The 17,105-nt window shown below is 60.7% G+C and carries 18 protein-coding genes and 3 pseudogenes; 12 read left to right on the top strand and 9 right to left on the bottom strand.

Going from position 1 to position 17,105, the window contains the following annotated elements:
* Positions 1-341: hypothetical protein (locus tag BN2475_RS35150; protein ID WP_218023752.1), on the top strand; the 341-nt coding region annotated here is incomplete at its 5' end.
* A gap of 645 nt (positions 342-986) precedes the next feature.
* On the opposite strand, the pseudogene BN2475_RS36055 reads toward BN2475_RS35150, so the two are convergent.
* A pseudogene (locus tag BN2475_RS36055) lies at positions 987-1,529 on the bottom strand (DNA ligase-associated DEXH box helicase); the annotation flags it as partial.
* 277 nt (positions 1,530-1,806) lie between these two features.
* Here BN2475_RS36055 and BN2475_RS31915 point away from each other — a divergent pair.
* The 4 genes from BN2475_RS31915 to BN2475_RS31900 all read left to right on the top strand — a co-directional run bounded on the left by BN2475_RS31915 (position 1,807) and on the right by BN2475_RS31900 (position 5,256).
* Entirely contained in the window at positions 1,807-2,670 is an 864-nt protein-coding gene (locus BN2475_RS31915) for a carbon-nitrogen hydrolase family protein (protein ID WP_094783352.1), read from the top strand.
* Between the two features lie 257 nt (positions 2,671-2,927).
* Complete coding sequence (locus BN2475_RS31910; protein ID WP_174642105.1) at positions 2,928-3,278, top strand: FKBP-type peptidyl-prolyl cis-trans isomerase; 351 nt, start codon at positions 2,928-2,930, stop codon at positions 3,276-3,278.
* A 95-nt stretch (positions 3,279-3,373) separates the two neighbouring features.
* Complete coding sequence (locus BN2475_RS31905) at positions 3,374-3,835, top strand: DUF488 domain-containing protein (RefSeq protein WP_094783350.1); 462 nt, start codon at positions 3,374-3,376, stop codon at positions 3,833-3,835.
* Positions 3,836-4,182: 347 nt separating this feature from the next.
* Entirely contained in the window at positions 4,183-5,256 is a 1,074-nt protein-coding gene (locus BN2475_RS31900) for a DUF6765 family protein (protein ID WP_094783349.1), read from the top strand.
* Between the two features lie 84 nt (positions 5,257-5,340).
* On the opposite strand, the gene BN2475_RS31895 is transcribed toward BN2475_RS31900, so the two are convergent.
* Together BN2475_RS31895 and BN2475_RS31890 are read right to left on the bottom strand one after the other, a co-directional pair.
* Positions 5,341-5,577 (bottom strand): hypothetical protein, encoded by a 237-nt coding sequence (locus tag BN2475_RS31895; RefSeq protein ID WP_094783348.1) that lies wholly within the window; start codon positions 5,575-5,577, stop codon positions 5,341-5,343.
* Between the two features lie 53 nt (positions 5,578-5,630).
* Positions 5,631-5,936, bottom strand: coding sequence for a hypothetical protein (locus BN2475_RS31890; RefSeq protein WP_094783347.1), 306 nt, complete (start codon positions 5,934-5,936; stop codon positions 5,631-5,633).
* A gap of 387 nt (positions 5,937-6,323) precedes the next feature.
* Between BN2475_RS31890 and BN2475_RS31885 the strand changes: the two genes are divergently transcribed.
* From BN2475_RS31885 to BN2475_RS31875, 3 genes are all read left to right on the top strand, one after another.
* Positions 6,324-6,662: a hypothetical protein gene (locus BN2475_RS31885; RefSeq protein WP_094783346.1), complete on the top strand. Its 339-nt coding sequence runs from the start codon at positions 6,324-6,326 to the stop codon at positions 6,660-6,662.
* 209 nt (positions 6,663-6,871) lie between these two features.
* Positions 6,872-7,753, top strand: coding sequence for an H-NS histone family protein (locus tag BN2475_RS31880; protein ID WP_094783345.1), 882 nt, complete (start codon positions 6,872-6,874; stop codon positions 7,751-7,753).
* 22 nt (positions 7,754-7,775) lie between these two features.
* Positions 7,776-8,261, top strand: a complete 486-nt coding sequence (locus tag BN2475_RS31875) for a hypothetical protein (RefSeq protein ID WP_094783344.1) — start codon at positions 7,776-7,778, stop codon at positions 8,259-8,261.
* A 248-nt stretch (positions 8,262-8,509) separates the two neighbouring features.
* On the opposite strand, the gene BN2475_RS31870 is transcribed toward BN2475_RS31875, so the two are convergent.
* Positions 8,510-9,277, bottom strand: coding sequence for an SDR family oxidoreductase (locus BN2475_RS31870; protein WP_094783343.1), 768 nt, complete (start codon positions 9,275-9,277; stop codon positions 8,510-8,512).
* Positions 9,278-9,332: 55 nt separating this feature from the next.
* Positions 9,333-9,709: pseudogene (locus BN2475_RS31865) on the bottom strand (YbiU family protein); the annotation flags it as partial.
* Between the two features lie 34 nt (positions 9,710-9,743).
* On the opposite strand from BN2475_RS31865, the gene BN2475_RS31860 reads away from it, so the two are divergent.
* Complete coding sequence (locus BN2475_RS31860; RefSeq protein WP_245841725.1) at positions 9,744-11,420, top strand: long-chain-fatty-acid--CoA ligase; 1,677 nt, start codon at positions 9,744-9,746, stop codon at positions 11,418-11,420.
* A gap of 124 nt (positions 11,421-11,544) precedes the next feature.
* Here the strand turns inward: BN2475_RS31860 and BN2475_RS31855 are convergent, their stop codons facing one another.
* The gene (locus tag BN2475_RS31855; protein WP_094783341.1) at positions 11,545-12,087 is read right to left on the bottom strand and encodes a hypothetical protein; all 543 of its coding nucleotides are present in this window, start codon (positions 12,085-12,087) and stop codon (positions 11,545-11,547) included.
* Positions 12,088-12,386: 299 nt separating this feature from the next.
* Complete coding sequence (locus tag BN2475_RS31850) at positions 12,387-13,076, bottom strand: DUF899 family protein (protein WP_094783340.1); 690 nt, start codon at positions 13,074-13,076, stop codon at positions 12,387-12,389.
* A 376-nt stretch (positions 13,077-13,452) separates the two neighbouring features.
* On the opposite strand from BN2475_RS31850, the gene BN2475_RS31845 reads away from it, so the two are divergent.
* Positions 13,453-13,977, top strand: coding sequence for a GNAT family N-acetyltransferase (locus tag BN2475_RS31845; RefSeq protein WP_162844508.1), 525 nt, complete (start codon positions 13,453-13,455; stop codon positions 13,975-13,977).
* 153 nt (positions 13,978-14,130) lie between these two features.
* Here the strand turns inward: BN2475_RS31845 and BN2475_RS31840 are convergent, their stop codons facing one another.
* Positions 14,131-14,778 (bottom strand): response regulator, encoded by a 648-nt coding sequence (locus tag BN2475_RS31840; RefSeq protein ID WP_094783339.1) that lies wholly within the window; start codon positions 14,776-14,778, stop codon positions 14,131-14,133.
* 2 nt (positions 14,779-14,780) lie between these two features.
* Positions 14,781-16,190, bottom strand: a complete 1,410-nt coding sequence (locus BN2475_RS31835) for a cache domain-containing protein (protein ID WP_094783338.1) — start codon at positions 16,188-16,190, stop codon at positions 14,781-14,783.
* Positions 16,191-16,484: 294 nt separating this feature from the next.
* Between BN2475_RS31835 and BN2475_RS31830 the strand changes: the two genes are divergently transcribed.
* Positions 16,485-16,682 carry a DUF3311 domain-containing protein gene (locus BN2475_RS31830; RefSeq protein ID WP_094783337.1) on the top strand — a complete coding sequence of 66 codons (198 nt, stop codon included), beginning with the start codon at positions 16,485-16,487 and terminating at the stop codon, positions 16,680-16,682.
* Positions 16,679-17,105: pseudogene (locus BN2475_RS31825) on the top strand (sodium:solute symporter); the annotation flags it as partial. The gene BN2475_RS31830 and the pseudogene BN2475_RS31825, both read left to right, overlap by 4 nt.

Here is a 17,105-nt window from a genome sequence, read left to right as displayed (position 1 = left end):
CCGGCAACGGCGGTCAAAGCGGCAGCGCCTCAGGCAACAGCGGTTCCGCAAACGGTGGCCAAGGCAGCAGCGGCTCAGGCAGCAGCGGCTCCGGAAAGGGAGGCAGTGGCGGCAGCGGCTCTGGTAGCAGTGGCTCCGGCAACGGCGGTCAAGGCAGCGGCGCCTCAGGCAACAGTGGCTCCGGAAACGCGGGCCAAAGCGGCAGCGCCTCAGGCAGCAGCGGCTCCGGAAAGGGAGGCAACGGCGGCACCGCCTCAGGCAGCAGCGGCGCAAGCAACGGCGGCCACGGCGGCGGCTACGGCGGTGGCCAGGGCGGTGGCCAAGGCGGCAGCAACCACTAAGAAAGGCAACTTTCCCCGCAACGCGCGGAGGCCGGCAATCCGACCTCCGCGCCAAAACCAAACCAGCAGATCAGCCCTACCGATCAACCCGGCGGCGCACGAGTGGACGGCCGCCCCGTCCACTCGCTCTCACGCGACGTCCACGTCGAGCCCTTGTTCCTGCACCACCAGAAAAACCTTCTCCACGCCACAAGTTCTTCCTCACGCGACTCTCCGGTGACGCTCCCCAACGCGGGCAACACACCGCACTCGGTCCCGAACCGGAAGTCAGGTGCCTGCACTGGATCGGTCCGCGTCGTGATCCGATAGATCGAATGCAGATGACCGCAAGCACATACGCACCTGCTTTCCGTTGCGGGTGAAGGCACTACTCACACTCCCCATCCGTCAGCGCTCCTGCACATTGACGACAGCCAACGTATGCGGCAGCACGCTCGCATGCCGGCCATGAGTGCCCTCGACCAGCGCGATCCGCGCATCCGCATGCCGAGCACGCCAGACATGCAATGCATCGAACGTCCCGTCGGATGTGATTCGCGTCGCCGGTCCAACCGCCCGGCAACGGAACGCCACGCCGCGCGCACGAAACTCCACTCGCCAGCACGAGCGGATGCCTCGCGATTTCAACTGTCAACGATGCATGCTTCACGTGCGCGTCGCCTTTTCGAGTTCGCCGAGCATCCGTTCGACGCGGTCCGCGAGCGTCTCCGTGCTCTCCTATTCGCGCAAGCGTCCGACGATCAACGGAAAACGCAATCGGCGTTGACTTCCTCGGCTGCGTGATGACCACGCGACTCGCGTTCATCCTTTCGAACACGGCCCCGCCGATGCGCCGCGCGTCGACTTCCTCCAGCAGCACTTCCGTATCGGCCTGATCGAGCAACAGCTCGCCGCTCTTGCGATGGCGAAAGATGTTCGTGGAAGAGGCCACACGACCTCTGCACCTGCCGCACGCTTTTCAGTCGTCCAAAATACGCCTGGAACACCAGTCCCGACACTTAGGCAATCTCACGAAAGCGCCGCATCGAGAATTCGGGAGTATGGAGGCTCGCGAGAACGTCATTTTCGAGTGCGTCGAGCGAAAGGAGGCCGACTTGCAATTGCGCGTTCCCAATCGAATGATTGCGCGCAGAGCAGTTCAGAACCATAGTCGTTCATCTGAATCGAAAAGCTGCCGGGCATTTCGCGCTTCGACTCATTGCATCCCACATCTCGCGTCGAAAACCGAACGGCTGCCGGTGGTGGGTTTCGAACCACGCGTCGAGTCTGTCGACCAATGGCTCACCGGATGACTCGCGGATGCCTCATGTGGACCGCGCAACAGCGCAGGCGGCTCACAAGCACATCTTCCTACTTACGTGCGCCGTGCACTTTGTGATTAAATGCCGAGGGTCTCGCTCGTCAGCGATACAAACTTCGATTCGCGCGTGCGCATTGCCACGATCATTGATAACGGAGTTCTGCGTTGAACCTCAAACAGGCATCGCTGCCGCATACGTCATTGCGCATTGCGGCTGCGCAAGCACAACCGGTCGCCGGCGACGTGGCGGCCAACATCGCCAGAACGGTTGAGCTGACCGCAGTCGCCGCTGACCGCGGCGCGAAACTGGTGGTTTTCCCCGAAAAATTCCTGAGTGGTTACGAACCGGATCTGATCGCCGGCGACCCTGCGAAATACGCATTCGACGACTCGCATGACCCCCGGCTAGAGCCGATTCGCGAAATATGCCGCCGGCGCGAGATTGCAGTGATCGTCGGCGCGGCCACACGCGGCGCGAGCGGCCTGCATATTTCGTCGCTGGTATTCAACCGGTCCGGCGAACAGATTGAGCCGTATCACAAGCAGTATCTCTACAGCAGCGAGACGCGTCTCTACCAATCGGGCTCGCAAGGCTGCATGCTGGAACTCGACGGCTGGCGGCTTGCTGCCGGCGTGTGTTACGACGTGGGCTTTCCGGAGCATGCGCGACACGCGGCGGTGAACGGCGCGCACGTTTATCTGGTGAGCGCGCTTTTCAGTGTGAAGACGGGCTATCACCAGTCGCGTATCTGGCTTCCCGCGCGTGCTTTCGACAACACCCTGTACGTGCTGCTGTCGAATCACGTCGGCACGACCGGAGGCTGGGCAACGTGTGGCGCAAGCGCGATCTGGAGCCCATACGGCGACGTAATCGCGCAAGCGGGCCGCGACCGCGACGAAGTCGTTACCGCGCTACTCGATCCAGTCGTGCTCGCCGATGTCCGTGAGCGTGAAACGGTGCTCGCGGATTTCAACGCACGTGGCGATGCGACGGCTGCGAACTGCTACACGGTACAGAACCTCGATTGAATAATCTGGCGGCGCGACACCTTCGTCATTTCGAGGCAACGCGCTGCAACACGCAATCTTGCGATGGATCGCCTATGATGTTTTCCCGCAAGACTGAACTTGCATCGAATATGCGCGCTGGCGACATGGCATGCGGTATCGTCGAACGGCGTTATGCGACTTGCGATCCGCTACAATGACGCGCACTACCCAACTGGAGATTCGTCTTGAAATCTATCGTTGCTTTGGTTGCTGCGGCTGTTCTTTCTTCGACCGCAATGGCCGCCGCGCCCACTACCGAAAAGCTGCCTTCCGGCGTTGTCGTTGAGCACCTGACGCAAGGTACGGGCGCCCAACCTGCTGCCGACGATGTCGTGAAGGTCAATTACCGCGGCACGCTTCCCAATGGCACCGAGTTCGACAGCTCCACGAAGCACGGCGGTCCGGCGACTTTCCCGCTCAATCGGGTGATTCCGTGCTGGACGCAAGGCGTCCAGAAGATGAAAGTGGGCGGCAAGGCCAGGTTGACCTGCCCGGCAGCAACCGCATACGGCGACCACGGCGTCGGCGTGATTCCACCGAATACGGATCTGACGTTTGAAGTCGAACTGGTCGGCATCGTAAAGTGATACTGCGCGACATGAATTGAAATTGAGCCCCGCTACGAAGATCGCTGCGGGGCTTTTTGTTTTCCGGGCGCTGAATCGCCTCGGGGGTGTTCATCATGAAACGTGAAAATAGCGCAGTGCGGGTTGCAACCATCGGCTTCGCCGGCAAGAGCGCACAGAGCTTCTTCGATTTGCTCAAAGGGGCCCAGGTGCGCACGGTTCTCGACATCCGTCTGAATAACACCTCGCAGCTCGCGGGCTTTGCGAAGAAGCAGGACCTGCCTTACTTCCTCGACAAATTGTGCAATGCGGCGTACGTGGAAATGCCGGAACTGGCTCCCGAACCGGATTTGCTGAAGCGCTACCAGGGTAAAGAACTGGCGTGGGACGATTTCACGGCGGAGTATATCGAGCTGATTGCGAAGCGCCGCGTGGAAAGCAAGCTGGATGTCGATCTATTCCGCTCGGCTTGCCTGCTTTGCAGTGAACATTTACCACATCATTGTCACCGTCGACTCGCGGTCGAATATCTGAATTCACAATGGAATAGCCGGATGACGATCAATCACCTGTCTTGATCTGCGCATTCTGCGGGCGGTTGTTCGGACCAGGCTTTTCCCTGCGCATCGCGGTTGCGCCATCGCGGATTCACAACGTCGTCCGTCAGTAGCCCGAAAATTTGATTGTCTGCAATGCGGCCGGTCGTGTCGTCTTGCCGGTCGTGTCGTGTCGTGTCGTTCGGCACGGCGAGTCGCGCCCAATCAGCCGGCTCGGCAAACAGTAATAGCGCTTTTTTTAAAGCCGCAGCGCGCTCGCTCGTCTACTATCTACTCAGGCGCCGACCCCGGCGCACTTCCCGCATCCCTCTCGCCACCCAGTCCCGAAGCCGCTCGCCCTCATTCGCCGTGCGGCAGGAGCGCCTGTCATGAATATCGACTTTCACTACGGTGTGGTCTACATTGCCGCGCGTGTTGGCGGAATGACGGCCGGCGAAGCGCTGACCGTCGCGCATGCGTGCCAATACGTCGACGACGCCACTACCTGTGGAATACTGCGTTTCAAGGGCGGAGAAACCTTCGAGCGTTTCGCCACAGCGCACAAACTATTCGACTACGTAAACACGGAGAATGACCAGAACCGCCTGGTGTGGGCGCCGTTTCATTTTCTGCCGGCCGGCGAGGGTGAAACGCTTGAAGAAAAGGCCGTTTGCCGGCCGGATAGCAAGGTCGCGCGTGAAGTGGTGCGGCGGGCAATCCGGCAGCGCGACTCGGAAACGGGTTTGCATCGGCTCGGTGTGGCGCTTCACACGTATGTCGATACATGGGCGCATCAGGGGTTTGCGGGTATCGAAAGTCCGTGGAACCGCGTGCATCTGCTGGAGGCTCAGGACTGTACGCGCAAAGGCTGGCTCGCCAGCCTCAGGCTCGCCACCGAGCATTTGATGGACCGCATCGAGGAAGATGTGCTGACGGTTGCGTTACCCGTCGGTCACGGCGCGGCGTTGCATTATCCCGATCAGCCATGGGCGCGTTGGCATTACATCGACGGCAGAAACAACTTCATCTCGAGACACAATTTGCCGGACTTCGTGCAAGCGGCCGACATGGCCTGCCGCGCAGTGCGCGCCTATCTGGCGGGGCGAGAAGATTTTGAAGGCGAGGCTGGTCTGCCGGAAGACGTAAAAGACACGCTCACCGTTTTGCTCGACACGAACCGGAATATTGACGACAACCAGCGTCTACAGACCTTGTGTGAACGGGTGAAAGCGGGCCGCATTCCGGGTTTGAAAGAGTCGATTCCGGCCTATATCGCCAAGGGGCGGGGCTCCTGGAAGTGCGATGCCACTGGTTTGGAATGCGACGACGACACTGGGGATCGCCCGGTATGGACGAGTGCGTTTGAGAAAAGCGATTACCGGCTCTTCCACGACGCAGTCAAAGAGCACCGTTTCGTGACCACGCAGGAGATCCTGCCTGCCCACGGACTGCGGATCGCATGAGTGAGCCAGATAGGGCATGCCGCCGCAAGCCATGCTTAAAGCACGGCGCCGCGTGATTTCGCGGCGGCCCCCTCTACTTCCAGACTATTGCACTTTTGCTTGCTGACGTTGGGCGGCCTGTTCCTCAGCGTGTTTTTTGGCCATATGCCGTCCCACCAGACAGCCGCCGACCGCGCCGACCACCGCGTGGTGCCCGGCGTAATGCCCCGCGACTCCGCCGACGACCGCTCCCTTCATGCACCCGGCCGCGTGCGCCGTGCCGACCATTGCCGAAGAGAGTGCTACTGCCGCGAGGGCGGCTCTTATATAAGCAGCTTTCATCTGAAAGTACCGTGTTGTTGAGATGGGTCAAGGTGGGGTCGTTCGACATCGTTTCAATAGCCGCCCCAGCGGTGGCGTTCACGCCATTCATGCTCGCGCCACTGTTCGCGGCGCCATTCGTGTTCGCGCCATTCACGGCGTTCCCGCCACTCGCGTGCGCGCCAGTCGTCGTCGCGGTAGCCGACCGCTACCGGAACCGGGCCGTAGGCAACGGGACCAGCGACGTAGGCTGGCGGGGGCGGTGCATAGACGCCGACCGGAATGCCGACGCCGACGGCCAGGTCCACATGCGCCGACGCTGCCGACGAGGCCGCCAGAACGACCAGACCCAGTGCTGCGCCAATGAGCTTCTTGTTCATTTGCCGTTCTCCCTGCACATTGAAGTGCGATGCGCTTCTGGTTGATTCGCAGCGGCTCCGAACGACTACAGGTTGTTGTCGCCTGGCTGCTGGGTACGGTTCGCAGTGTAGAAGGGCAGTCCTGACACAGGTGAAACAGCGGTGCGAGATCCGTAACGCTGGATTACCGACTCCGAGCGGGCGCATTGCGTCGCCCCCCGAACCTGGGTCCTATGATTGGCAGTAGTGCTTTTTTTGAAAGCGGACTGCCTGGCAAACACACTTTCGAATGAAAAAGCGAACGCCTGACCTTTGAATATCCCAATGCTTGCCTATAGTAGAAGCGACTATTGCAGTGAAGCACAGCGGATGCTTTTCGTTGTCGACGCGGTTGACGGGGAAACCTAAATGACGCCATCGAATGCTGCGATCTATTCATCCCGGACCTGTACGCCGGAGTCGTTGCGAACGCTTGCCGGCTACCTCGAGGCGGCGCTCGACCAGGGTGAGAGCGTGGTTCTGATGCGAATCGGTACGCATGTGCGCAGCGTTTATGTCGGCGATCCTTCCCGCCCATTGGAGGAATTGATGGAATCCGGCGCAGTGGACGCCATTCAGGCTGACGAGATGTTGGCGTTGACCTGCCTGGGACTCAATCGGATAACGGCGGACGGTCAACGATACCGTTTTGTACGAAGTGTGCGGTACATTGCTGACCGCCAGGCCGTCGTTTTCACGCCGATCTGAGTTGCGGCGCTGGGAATTGGAGACGCAAAAACTAGCGTCTAAAAGAAAGTAAAAGGAAGAAAGATGGCGTTATTGAGTAGTGGACCTGAAAGGTTTGCGCCCGAAAGTGACGCGTTTCGGCTGCGGGAATGTCTTAAAGTTCACACAGTTCTGCCTTTCTGCTTTCATTCATGGCATAGTTCGACGATTACCACACAGGGAGGAATCAAATGACTACGTTAGAACAAATTCAAGCAAAGCTGAAGAAACTTCAGGCGCAGGCCGACGTTATGATTGCCAGGAAAGCGCAAGCCGCAGTCGATCAGATTCGTGATCTGATGCTCAAACACGGTCTGACTACCGAAGATATTGAAACCAAAGCAAAAGCGAAGCGTGCCGCGCGAGGTCTGAATGCTCGCGCCGGAAACGGCAAGGCAAAAACCGCCGGCGCAGCGAAATACCGCGACGATAAAACTGGCGCGACCTGGACGGGCCATGGCCGCGCGCCGGGCTGGATTGCCGGCGTGAAAGACCGTACGCCATTCCTGATCGAAGGCGCCAGCGAAGTGAAACCTGTGGCAAAGTCCGCGGTCACTCGTGCAAAGGGCAGCAAGGGCCAGCCCAAAGGCGCACAACCGCCCAAATACCTCAATCCGAAAACCGGCGCGACCTGGAGTGGACGCGGCCCGGCGCCCGCATGGCTCGCGACAGTCAAAGACCGCAGCAAATTCCTGATCGAAGGCGCAGCAGCGCCGAGTGGTGCTGGCCATCAAGCCACGCAAGGCGCCAGTAAAGCGGCGAAAAAAGCCGCCAAGGCCAAGTCGTCGGCGACGAGTGGCGTGGTGAGCAAGAAAGCCGCAGCGAAGAAAGCCGTGGCCAAAAAAGCTGTCGCCAAAAAAGCCGTGGCGAAAAAGGCAGTCGCTTCGAAAAAGACCGTCGCCAAAAAGGCACCGGCGGCAGCCAGAAAAGTAACGGCGAGGAAAGCCGCCGGGAGGAAAACCACCGCGACCAAGGCGGCAAGGAAAACGCTGGCTCGCAAAGCCCCCGCTCAAACCGTCGCCACCACCACCGCGGCAGCGCCGCAAACCGCAACGGCGCAAACGAGCGCATGAGCGCAACGGGGTCGTGAAGTAGATGACTAGTACGATCGATTCACCCCAGCAGGAGGACCAGGTCGTCCTGCTGGACTCCGTGCCTCATCCGGCCGCCGATGCGGCCGAACCCTTCATCGTTGCGAGCGACCGTCGGCTGATCGTCGCTTACCCGATTGCGGAAACCGACTTTGAACGGTTCGGACCATTCGATTCCGACGACGATCCCTTTTGCGCGGTGCTATTTCCCGACGCTGTGTTTCATCGGCTGGGTCCGCCCGGCGACGCCAATCTCGATATTCATCCACTCGCCGGGCAGGGTCTGCTTGGCTGGTCGGTTCATGAAGTCATGAATTCGTCGCTGGCTGCGGAGGTTGCGGGAGTCGCATCGGCAGGGCCGGCGCAGCGCCATTTCGTCATTACGTTTCAGGAGTCGACGTTTGAATGCGTGGCGTCGGACTATACCGTGGTCGGTGTTTTCGGCGCAGCGGAAATTGCCTGCCGTGAAGCGTTCGCTCTGGTCAGGTAGCGCAATAGGCTCGGCAAGCGCGGTCCCGCCATGGTTGCCAAAGGGAGCGCAGTTTTTCGGTAGAGCGAAATTGCGGGTCGATCAGACTGGATCGATTCTGGCGCAATTCTTTAGTCTTTTCGTTTACACGGTCGGTCCAGAGCTATTCCTGATTCGGGATCGTTCTCCAGAAAGTTCGCACAACCAATTCCCGTTGCGTAATGAAGATGACGCACATCAGGTAGCGCGGAGTGCGGCATTGTTACGGGTTAGAGCACGGCAAGCCAGCCGCCATCGACATAGATGATCTGGCCGTTCACATAGCTCGACGCGGCCGACGACAGATATACGGCGGTGCCGACCAGTTCTTCCGGCTTGCCCCAGCGATGCGATGGATTACTGCTCTTCACCCACGCATCGAACGCTGCATTCTCGACGAGCGGCTGGTTCATGTCGGTCAGGATGTAGCCCGGGCCGATTGCGTTCGCCTGAATATCCGACGCGGCCCATTCGGCGCTCATCGCGCGGGTCAGCATCTTGATGCCACCCTTGGCGGCCGTGTAGGCGCCGACCGTCGCACGCGCCGACTCGCTCGTCAGCGACCCGATGTTGATGATCTTGCCGCCCGTACCGCGAGCGATCATGCGCCGTGCCGCTTCTTTCGCGACGATGAACGCGCTGGTCAGATTGGTGTCGATCACGCGCTGCCAGTCCGCGAGTTCGAGCTCGACGAGCGGCTTGCGGAACTGAATGCCCGCATTGTTCACGACGATGTCGATCTGCACGCCGTCGCGGTCCCATTGTGCGAAGGCATCGGCGACGGCCTGCGGGTCGGTCACGTCGAACGCGCGGCCCAGCGCTTTGAGCCCTTTGCTGGTGAGCCGGCCGGTTGCCTCGGTGACGGTATCGGCACGCGTGCCGTTCAGGATCACGCTCGCGCCTGCCGTGGCGAGCCCTTCGGCGAGGGCGAAGCCGATGCCCCTCGCTGAACCCGTGATGAGCGCCGTGCGGCCGCTCAGGTCGAATAGATGTGTCATGCGTTTCTCTCGTGCGAGTTTCGATGCAGGCGGCGCGCGTGCTCTGCGGTTGCCGTTACAGATCGAATCCTGACTGTGCCTTGCCGAGCGGTGTCAAATCGTCCACCGTCGCCCGGCCTACGAAATCCACTTCGAAATGGTCGGCCGGAAAATCCGGCGAGCCTTTGTCTTGCAGAAAACTCGGAAACTGACGCTTCAGATACGCGTCGTTCTTTGCACATGCCGGCGCCGACGCGACGTACATCACGTTGCTATAACCGGTGCCGCGATGCGCGTCTTCGACCGCGTGGATCACGTCGCTGCTGTGCCAGAATACCGTATCGCCCGGCTGCATCTTCGGAATCGACGACAGCGCGTCGAACAGCGGTGCGTGAAATTCCGGCCTGATCGACAGCGCGCGCCGGGCATCGCGCCGCATAGATCGTCGTCGTGGCAGTCAACCGACCCACCCCGCAGGGAGGGAAACGTGAAATATTCGCCATACTGGCCCGAAGGCCTTGCGCATCACCTGTCATCTCCCCAGACTTCGCTATACGAGAACCTCGCAACCGCCGCCAGCCGATATCCCGGAAAGACGGCGATTCACTACTACGGCGGGTCGTTGAGTTACGCGCAGTTGCAGCAGGAAGTCGAGGCCCTGGCCGGTTTTCTGCAGCGTCAATGCGGCGTAGTGTGTGGCGATCGCGTCGCGCTGTATATGCAGAACAGCCCGCAATACGTGATCGGCTATTACGCGATCTTGCGAGCCAATGCCGTGGTGGTGCCGGTGAATCCAATGAGCGTCACCGCCGAACTTCGACACATCGTCGAGGACTGCGGTGCGAAGGTGGTGCTGTTGGGCGGGGAACTCTACGAGCAGGTCCGACCGCTTCTCGGCGGTGCAATCAGTCATGCGATCGTGGCGCGCTATGCCGACTATCTTGCAGGCAGCACCGACCTGCCCTTGCCGGCCGTATTGATCGAGGTAGCCGCCGCGCTCGACATCGAGTCCTGCGCAGCCAGCGCACCGAAAGCCGTGCACTGGCGTGCCGCGCTTGCGGCTGCTGAAGCGCCGTCTCCCTACGTCGCCTCGCCCGACGATCTCGTGGTGATCCCCTACACGTCAGGCACCACTGCGGCCCCGAAGGGATGCATGCACACGAATCGTAGCGCCACGCACGTCGTCGCCGCTTCGGTGCAATGGTGCGAATTGTCGCCTGACTCGGTCATCCTGTGCGCGATGCCGATGTTTCATGTCACCGGCATGCAGCAGTGCATGAACGTGGCGATCTCTCTTGGTGCGACGATGGTGGTCATGACGCGCTGGGATGGCCGGTGCGCGGCGCTGCTGATCGAGCGTTACCGCGTGGGGTTCTGGATTGCCATCTCGACGATGATGGTCGACTTCATGAGCCTGCCTGATCTGGAGCGTTTCGACCTGAGCTCCATCACGCGCCTGGCTGGCGGGGGTGCCGCCATGCCGAAGGCGCTGGCGCAGCGCATCGAGGCCCGTTTGGGTGTCTCCTACATGGAGGGATACGGACTGTCCGAGACCATTTCGGCGACGCACATCAATCCACCGCAACGCTGCAAGCTGCAATGTCTGGGCATACCCATGCAGGACACCGAATCAATTGTGGTGGACCCCACCACGCTCGAAGTTCTCGGGCCGAGAGCAACAGGCGAAATTCTGATCAGCGGCCCTCAGTTGTTCAACGGCTACTGGGGATGCCCCGATGCGACGCGCGAGGCCTTCGTCGAGATTGCGGGCATACGTTATCTGCGTACGGGTGACCTCGGCTATATCGACGAGGACGGATATTTCTTTTTCGTCGACCGGCTAAAGCGAATGATCAACGCGGCCGGTTATAAGGTCTCGCCCGCGGAAGTCGAGACTTTGCTGTTCGGACACCCTGCGGTTCAGGAAGCCTGTGTGATCGCCACGCGCGACGCGCGCAAGGGTGAGGCCGTCAAGGCATTCGTGGTGCTGCGCGCCGGCATCGATGTATCGGCGAAACAGATCATTGAATGGGCACGCGAGCATATGGCATCGTACAAGGTCCCGCAGACCGTGCAATTCGTCGCGGCGCTGCCCCGAACGGGCAGCGGAAAGGTTCAGTGGCGGCTGTTGCAGGAGCGGGAGAATGCGTCGATTTCGCAGTAGCCCGTGGTTGATGTGGGGAGGCGAACGGCTGAAGTGTTGGGACGCGCGTGCGGATGCGGCGAACTAGTGGGCGGTGCCGCTCAGGTACGCTTCGACGGCGGACGGGTTCGTGACCGGCTTCGCGCTAGTTGCCGGGGGCGAGCACGGGCTTGTCCGGATTCGCGAGCGTTCTGTAGGGAAGTTGCGTGGCGTGCGGATCGATCGTCGTGTTGTCGATCACGCGCTCGACGTCCGCTGTCTTGGCGAGTTCGGCGAGGAAGCCGTGTTTGTCGAAACCGGGCGCGATGCAGCCTTCCACGTAGATGAAGCGTCGTTGCAGCGTGAGCCACAGCGTCGACTGTTCGCGCCAGTGCGTTGCGGCGTTGAGATTGGCGAGACGCCGCTGCACGGCGTCAGCGATTTCCGCGTCGTACAGATAGGCATTCGGCAGGCGGCAACGGCCTTCGATCCAGCAGCTATTGCCGCGTTCGATCCGGTAGTGGCTGTCGTCGAGCCATTCTTTCTCTGTTTCGAACGGCCCCAGTGGCGTCGGGCATTCGCCGATTGCCTTGGAGATCTGCAAGAACGGGTCGTGGCCCCGGTTGATGCGCGATTGTTCGGCATGAGCCTGGGTGATGGCCATGCAGATTAGCAGGCTCACTAGTGGGAGTTCGATCAGGCGGTTCATTGTTGGCCCGCTTCGGATGTTGGGTGTTCGAGTGTGGATGATGGAAAGAGTGGGTTTGCTTTTACGCCTTGTGCGTGGAAGTGCTTGATGGAAAAAGCGCGGTGACATGCTTTGTGAAAGCCGATCGCTGGTCGCTTTCATTTGCCTGCGTCGTGCACTGCAAATGTGCCGCTGGAGGACATGAGGCGCGCGGCATCGTCACACTGAGGCGTGTCGGTCAGCGCCACGCATCTGTTCCCCGTCGCGCCTCACGAACACCTGCGTGAAGATGCCGAAACTGACCGCGGCCGCTCATCAAACTACTCTTTGTGCAGATAGTTCTTTTCCAGGAATTCGGACCTGAAATTTTGTGGCGGAGTGGGAATGTCAGGCCGACCCTCTGGCGTAAAGTCCATGAGATTCCAATACGGCCACACCGTGTCGACATGATTCGACGACAATTCAGTTCCCCAGAAATGAAAAATCTTTCCATCCCGCTTCCTGAATACATGCATCACTGGCCATTGCATATCATCAGAATCGCCCTGGCATTTGTAATCGGCTTGGTAGGTGGAATTCGATCCGGAAACCAGCGCGATCTGCGACCACCCACGTTGTTTGGCCCACGCATTGATTCGGTCAGCAGGGGCTTTCGCAATTGCAACAAACGCGGCGTCTTGGGTGACCTGATACCAGGTGCGATCAAACCCATCGACCAACGACGTACAGGAAGGACAGGGCTTGTCCCAGTTCGGACCGTACATAAACGAGTAAAGCAGCAGAGTGCTTTTATCCGCAAAGAGCTCGGAGAACTTTACACTCTTGCCTACTTTCCCATCGTTGGCCCATTGGAATACGTAGTCCTCTTTCAACTCCCCGCCAGCAGGGAGATTGCGGCGTTTTTCCGCCACAGCTTTCACTTTGTCGATAAGCTCCTGTTCGTCTTTGAGTAACGAGTCACGCGCATCACGATACGCTCTGCTTTCATTTGGATACCGTAGTTCACTCATGTTCGTCTCCTCTTTGAAACGACTATTCGAGTGTACTCCAGATGCCTGTTCGAGGCTGGCGCACTCTGGCATATTGATCGCGATCGAGCCTCGGCCGCCGTCATTACCTCGCGTTCGGCGCAACCAGCCTCGGCGTTGTTGCCGCTGGTGGCGACAGGCGCTATCGCTTCGGTTCAGGTCCGGGTGTGCTTGCCGGAAGATGTTCGACGCGTGCGATATAGTGCGCCTGGTCGCGGCGGACTTTGGAAAACGCGGAATGACCTGCGACCGGCGTGAATAGCCGCTTGTCCGCAAAAATTGCTTCTTTTCGTGCAGTCTATCCGCTGTTGCGCCAAGGCTGCTGCCGAACCAACACGTCAAGCACTATAGGAGAATTATGAGCACAAACCTTTCTATCCGTGATGGTAAGGGCAACGAACTGTCCAGGCTAGGTTCACTGCTGGTGAAAGTTTATGCCGCGCTGCCTGGCTTCCCGACTCCCGACGAACAGCCGGGCTACTATGAGATGCTCGCTAACATCGCCCGGTTCGCAGAAAAGCCAGGCGCGAGAGTCCTGGTGGCCCTGTCCGAACTCAACGAGCTCGCTGGCGGCGTCGTCTACTTCGGCGATATGTCTCAATATGGATCGGGCGGGATTGCAACCACCATGCAACACGCGTCCGGAATTCGCTTGCTAGGCGTCGATCCCGCGTTTCGCACCATGGGTGTAGGCAAGGCACTGACACTTGCATGCATCGACCTTGCGCGCCAAAGTGGCCACTCGCAGGTGATTCTCCATACAACCAAGGCAATGCAACTCGCCTGGGGTATGTATGAAAAGCTTGGCTTCGTGCGCGCCGAAGACCTCGATTTCTCCCAGCAGGGGCTACAGGTGTATGGGTTCAGACTCGCGCTGCGATGACACCAGGCGCAGGCCTGAGCGCTTTTTTTGCGGTTGACGTTGCGTGGAGTCAGGACAGCTTCAACTCCCATTGCGTAGCCAGGCATCGAGGCCGGCTCGCGACTCATGGCGGCGGTTGTTATTCATGACCGCCTCGATGGTCGCTTCACCGCTTCACTGCTTCGCGCGCCGATTCTCGACTGCGAACTTGATCAACTCCGCCTGACCTTCAATATCCAGCTTGCGCTTCAGATTCAGCCGATGCGTCTCCACCGTGCGCACGGACAGATCATTGCGCAGTGCGATCTGCTTGCTCGACAGACCTTCGGCCAGCGCATCGAGAATGTCGCGCTCGCGCGGCGTCAGTCGTTCGACCGGCGATTGCTTCGCCGATGCCTGAATTAGCCGCGCGCTCAGCCCCGCGCTGAAAAACGTCTTGCCGTCGAGCACCGCACCGATCGCCTGAATGATTTCGGTGGCGGGCGAGTCCTTCAGCACGTAGCCGCTCGCGCCCGCACGCACCGCCTGGGTCACGTATTCGAGGTTGTCGTGCATCGACAGCATGAGCACGCGAATCGCCGGGAACTGTTCATGAAACAGGCCCGCCAACGCGATGCCGTTCATCCCGTTCATGCCGACGTCCATTAGCACCAGATGGGGCGTTTCGCTGGCAGCGAGCGCGAGTGCTTCCTGTGCGTTGCCCGCTTCGCCGACCACTGCGAAGTGACGCACCGCTTCGAGGCGCGCACGCAAACCATCGCGCACGAGCGGGTGATCGTCGACGAGCAGCAGGCGTGCGGTGGCGGGTGAGGTGTCGCTCATGGTCAGACTTCCTGCAAGGGTGGCAAGGCTGCCGTGGGCGTGCCGAGCGGCACGCGGGCGGTGACGACGGTATGGCCGGCCTGCGAAACGAGCGACAGCTTGCCGCCCAGCGCTTCGAGCCGCTCGCGCATGTTGCTCAGACCCACCCCCGAGCGCAGGCCGACGAACGCATGCGCGACGTCGAAGCCGCGGCCATTGTCCGCGATCGTCAGCGTGACGGCGTCGTTCGAGGTTTCGAGTGCGAGCGCGGCGCTCGACGCCTGCGCGTGGCGCACGATGTTGGTCAGCGCTTCCTGGGCGATGCGAAACAGCACGGTGTTGACCGTGTCCGGCAGCGGCGCCGCGTGAGTGTGCGTGATCTGCGTGAAGCCGATCTCGATGCCGGACTGCTCGCTGAGCTCGCGCGTGAGTTGCTCCAGCGCGGCGGCCACGCCGAGATCGTCGAGCATCGACGGACGCAGCGCGTGCGAAATGCGCCGCACTTCGCGCAACGTATCGCCCAGGCGCGTGAGACTGGCCGAAAGCGCGGCCTCGGCGGCGGGCACCCGCGTATCGCTGCGTTCGAGGCGTGCCAGCGCGGTTTCGAGCAGCAGCTTCACGGAGACCATCATCTGACTGATGCCGTCGTGCAGTTCACGCGAGAGCCGAGCGCGTTCGTTTTCCTGCGACTCGACCACCTGCTGCGCGAGCCGCTTCAGCTTCGCGTCGGCGCTGCGGTATTCGGTGACGTTGAGCACGAGCGCGCACAGCGCGATCACGGCGAGTCCGGCCACCGCGATCGCGTCGATCCACTTCATCGTGCGATCGATGTTGGCCGCTGCGCCCGCGTCGATATGCGCGAGTGTCGAGTCGACGTCGTCGAGATAGATGCCCGTGCCGATCATCCAGCCCCAGCGTTCGAGCGGCACCACATAGCCGAGCTTCGACGCGATCTTGCCGGTCGACGGACGATGCCACAGATAGCGCACGTAGCCGCCGCCTCGCGAGGCCGCGGCGAGTAGCTGCTGGATGGTCGGCACGCCCCGGCTGTCGCGCAGCTCCCACAGATCGCGTCCCACCAGGTCGGGCTCGCGCGGATGCATCAGCGAGCGGCCGTGCATGTCATAGACGAAGAAGTAGCCGTCCTTGCCGAAATCCATTTTCTCCAGGATGTCGAGCGCACGCGTGCGCAGCAGCGCGTCGTCGCGCGCGTTGTCGCCGCCGGCGTCGTAGAGGGGCGCGATTGCGCTGGTGGCGAGCTCGACGTAATGCTTGAGCTCGATTTCCTTGCTCGCCATGTACGCGGTCTGGGTGATCGCGTGCTGGGTTTCGGCGAGCGCGGTGGCTTCGCGGCGCACGCCGGTTTCGATGCTGACGATGGCCGCCAGAAACGGCACGATCGCCAGCAGGACAATCTTGGCTTTGAGTTTCATGGTTGAAAAAACAGTCGCGGGACTACGTGGTACTACGTAGCCCGCGTACGTAGTTGCGCGCTTGTGAGGACGCTCACGAAAGCGAATACTACATCCCCGCGGCATCCCGCGCGTGGGCGGCCCGTGGCCAGCGCCTGCACAGGCTGTCGCTGGGCCGGGTCGTCCCGGTATGTTCATGGTCGGGTGGGAGACGCCCGGCCTTCAGCTTGCTGCCTCATTTCAGCCAGCTGATTTTCCGCGTGCCGGGCCACGAGTCATGGCGCGCGGTGTCGATAACAGACCTAGGAGACGTTCTTGGAGACCTCCCCATCCGCCGGCCGTTCATGGCTCTGGCTCATTCTGCTGATCCCTTACGTCGCGCTGTTGTGGCTGCCGTTCTATAACGACACGCATCCGTCGTTGGCCGGCTTTCCGTTCTTCTACTGGTATCAGTTCCTGTGGGTGCCGTTGACCTCGCTGCTGATTTACATCGTGTATCGAGGTGTCAAATGAACGAACTGAATCCCGTGAACCCGGTCGCGATGAGCGTCTTCATCGCGTTCTTCGTGCTGGTCACCGTGATCGGCTTTTTCGCCGCGCGCTGGAAACGGGGCGACCTGACGCAATTGCATGAATGGGGCCTCGGCGGCCGCCAGTTCGGCACGATCATTTCATGGTTCCTCGTGGGCGGCGACTTCTATACCGCCTATACGGTGATCGCGGTGCCCGCGCTGGTTTACTCGGTGGGCGCGTACGGCTTCTTTGCGTTGCCGTACACGATCATCGTCTATCCGTTCGTGTTCGCGGTGATGCCCAAGCTGTGGAAAGTCGCGCACGCGAAGAATCACATCACGGCAGCGGACTACGTGCAGGGCGAATATGGCGGCAAGTGGTTCCCGGCGGCGGTTGCGCTGACCGGCATCGTCGCGACGATGC

Source organism: Paraburkholderia ribeironis, assembly GCF_900019265.1.
GTDB lineage: Bacteria > Pseudomonadota > Gammaproteobacteria > Burkholderiales > Burkholderiaceae > Paraburkholderia > Paraburkholderia ribeironis.
Note: the sequence above shows the minus strand (reverse complement) of the source record. Positions and strands in the feature narration are given on the sequence as shown.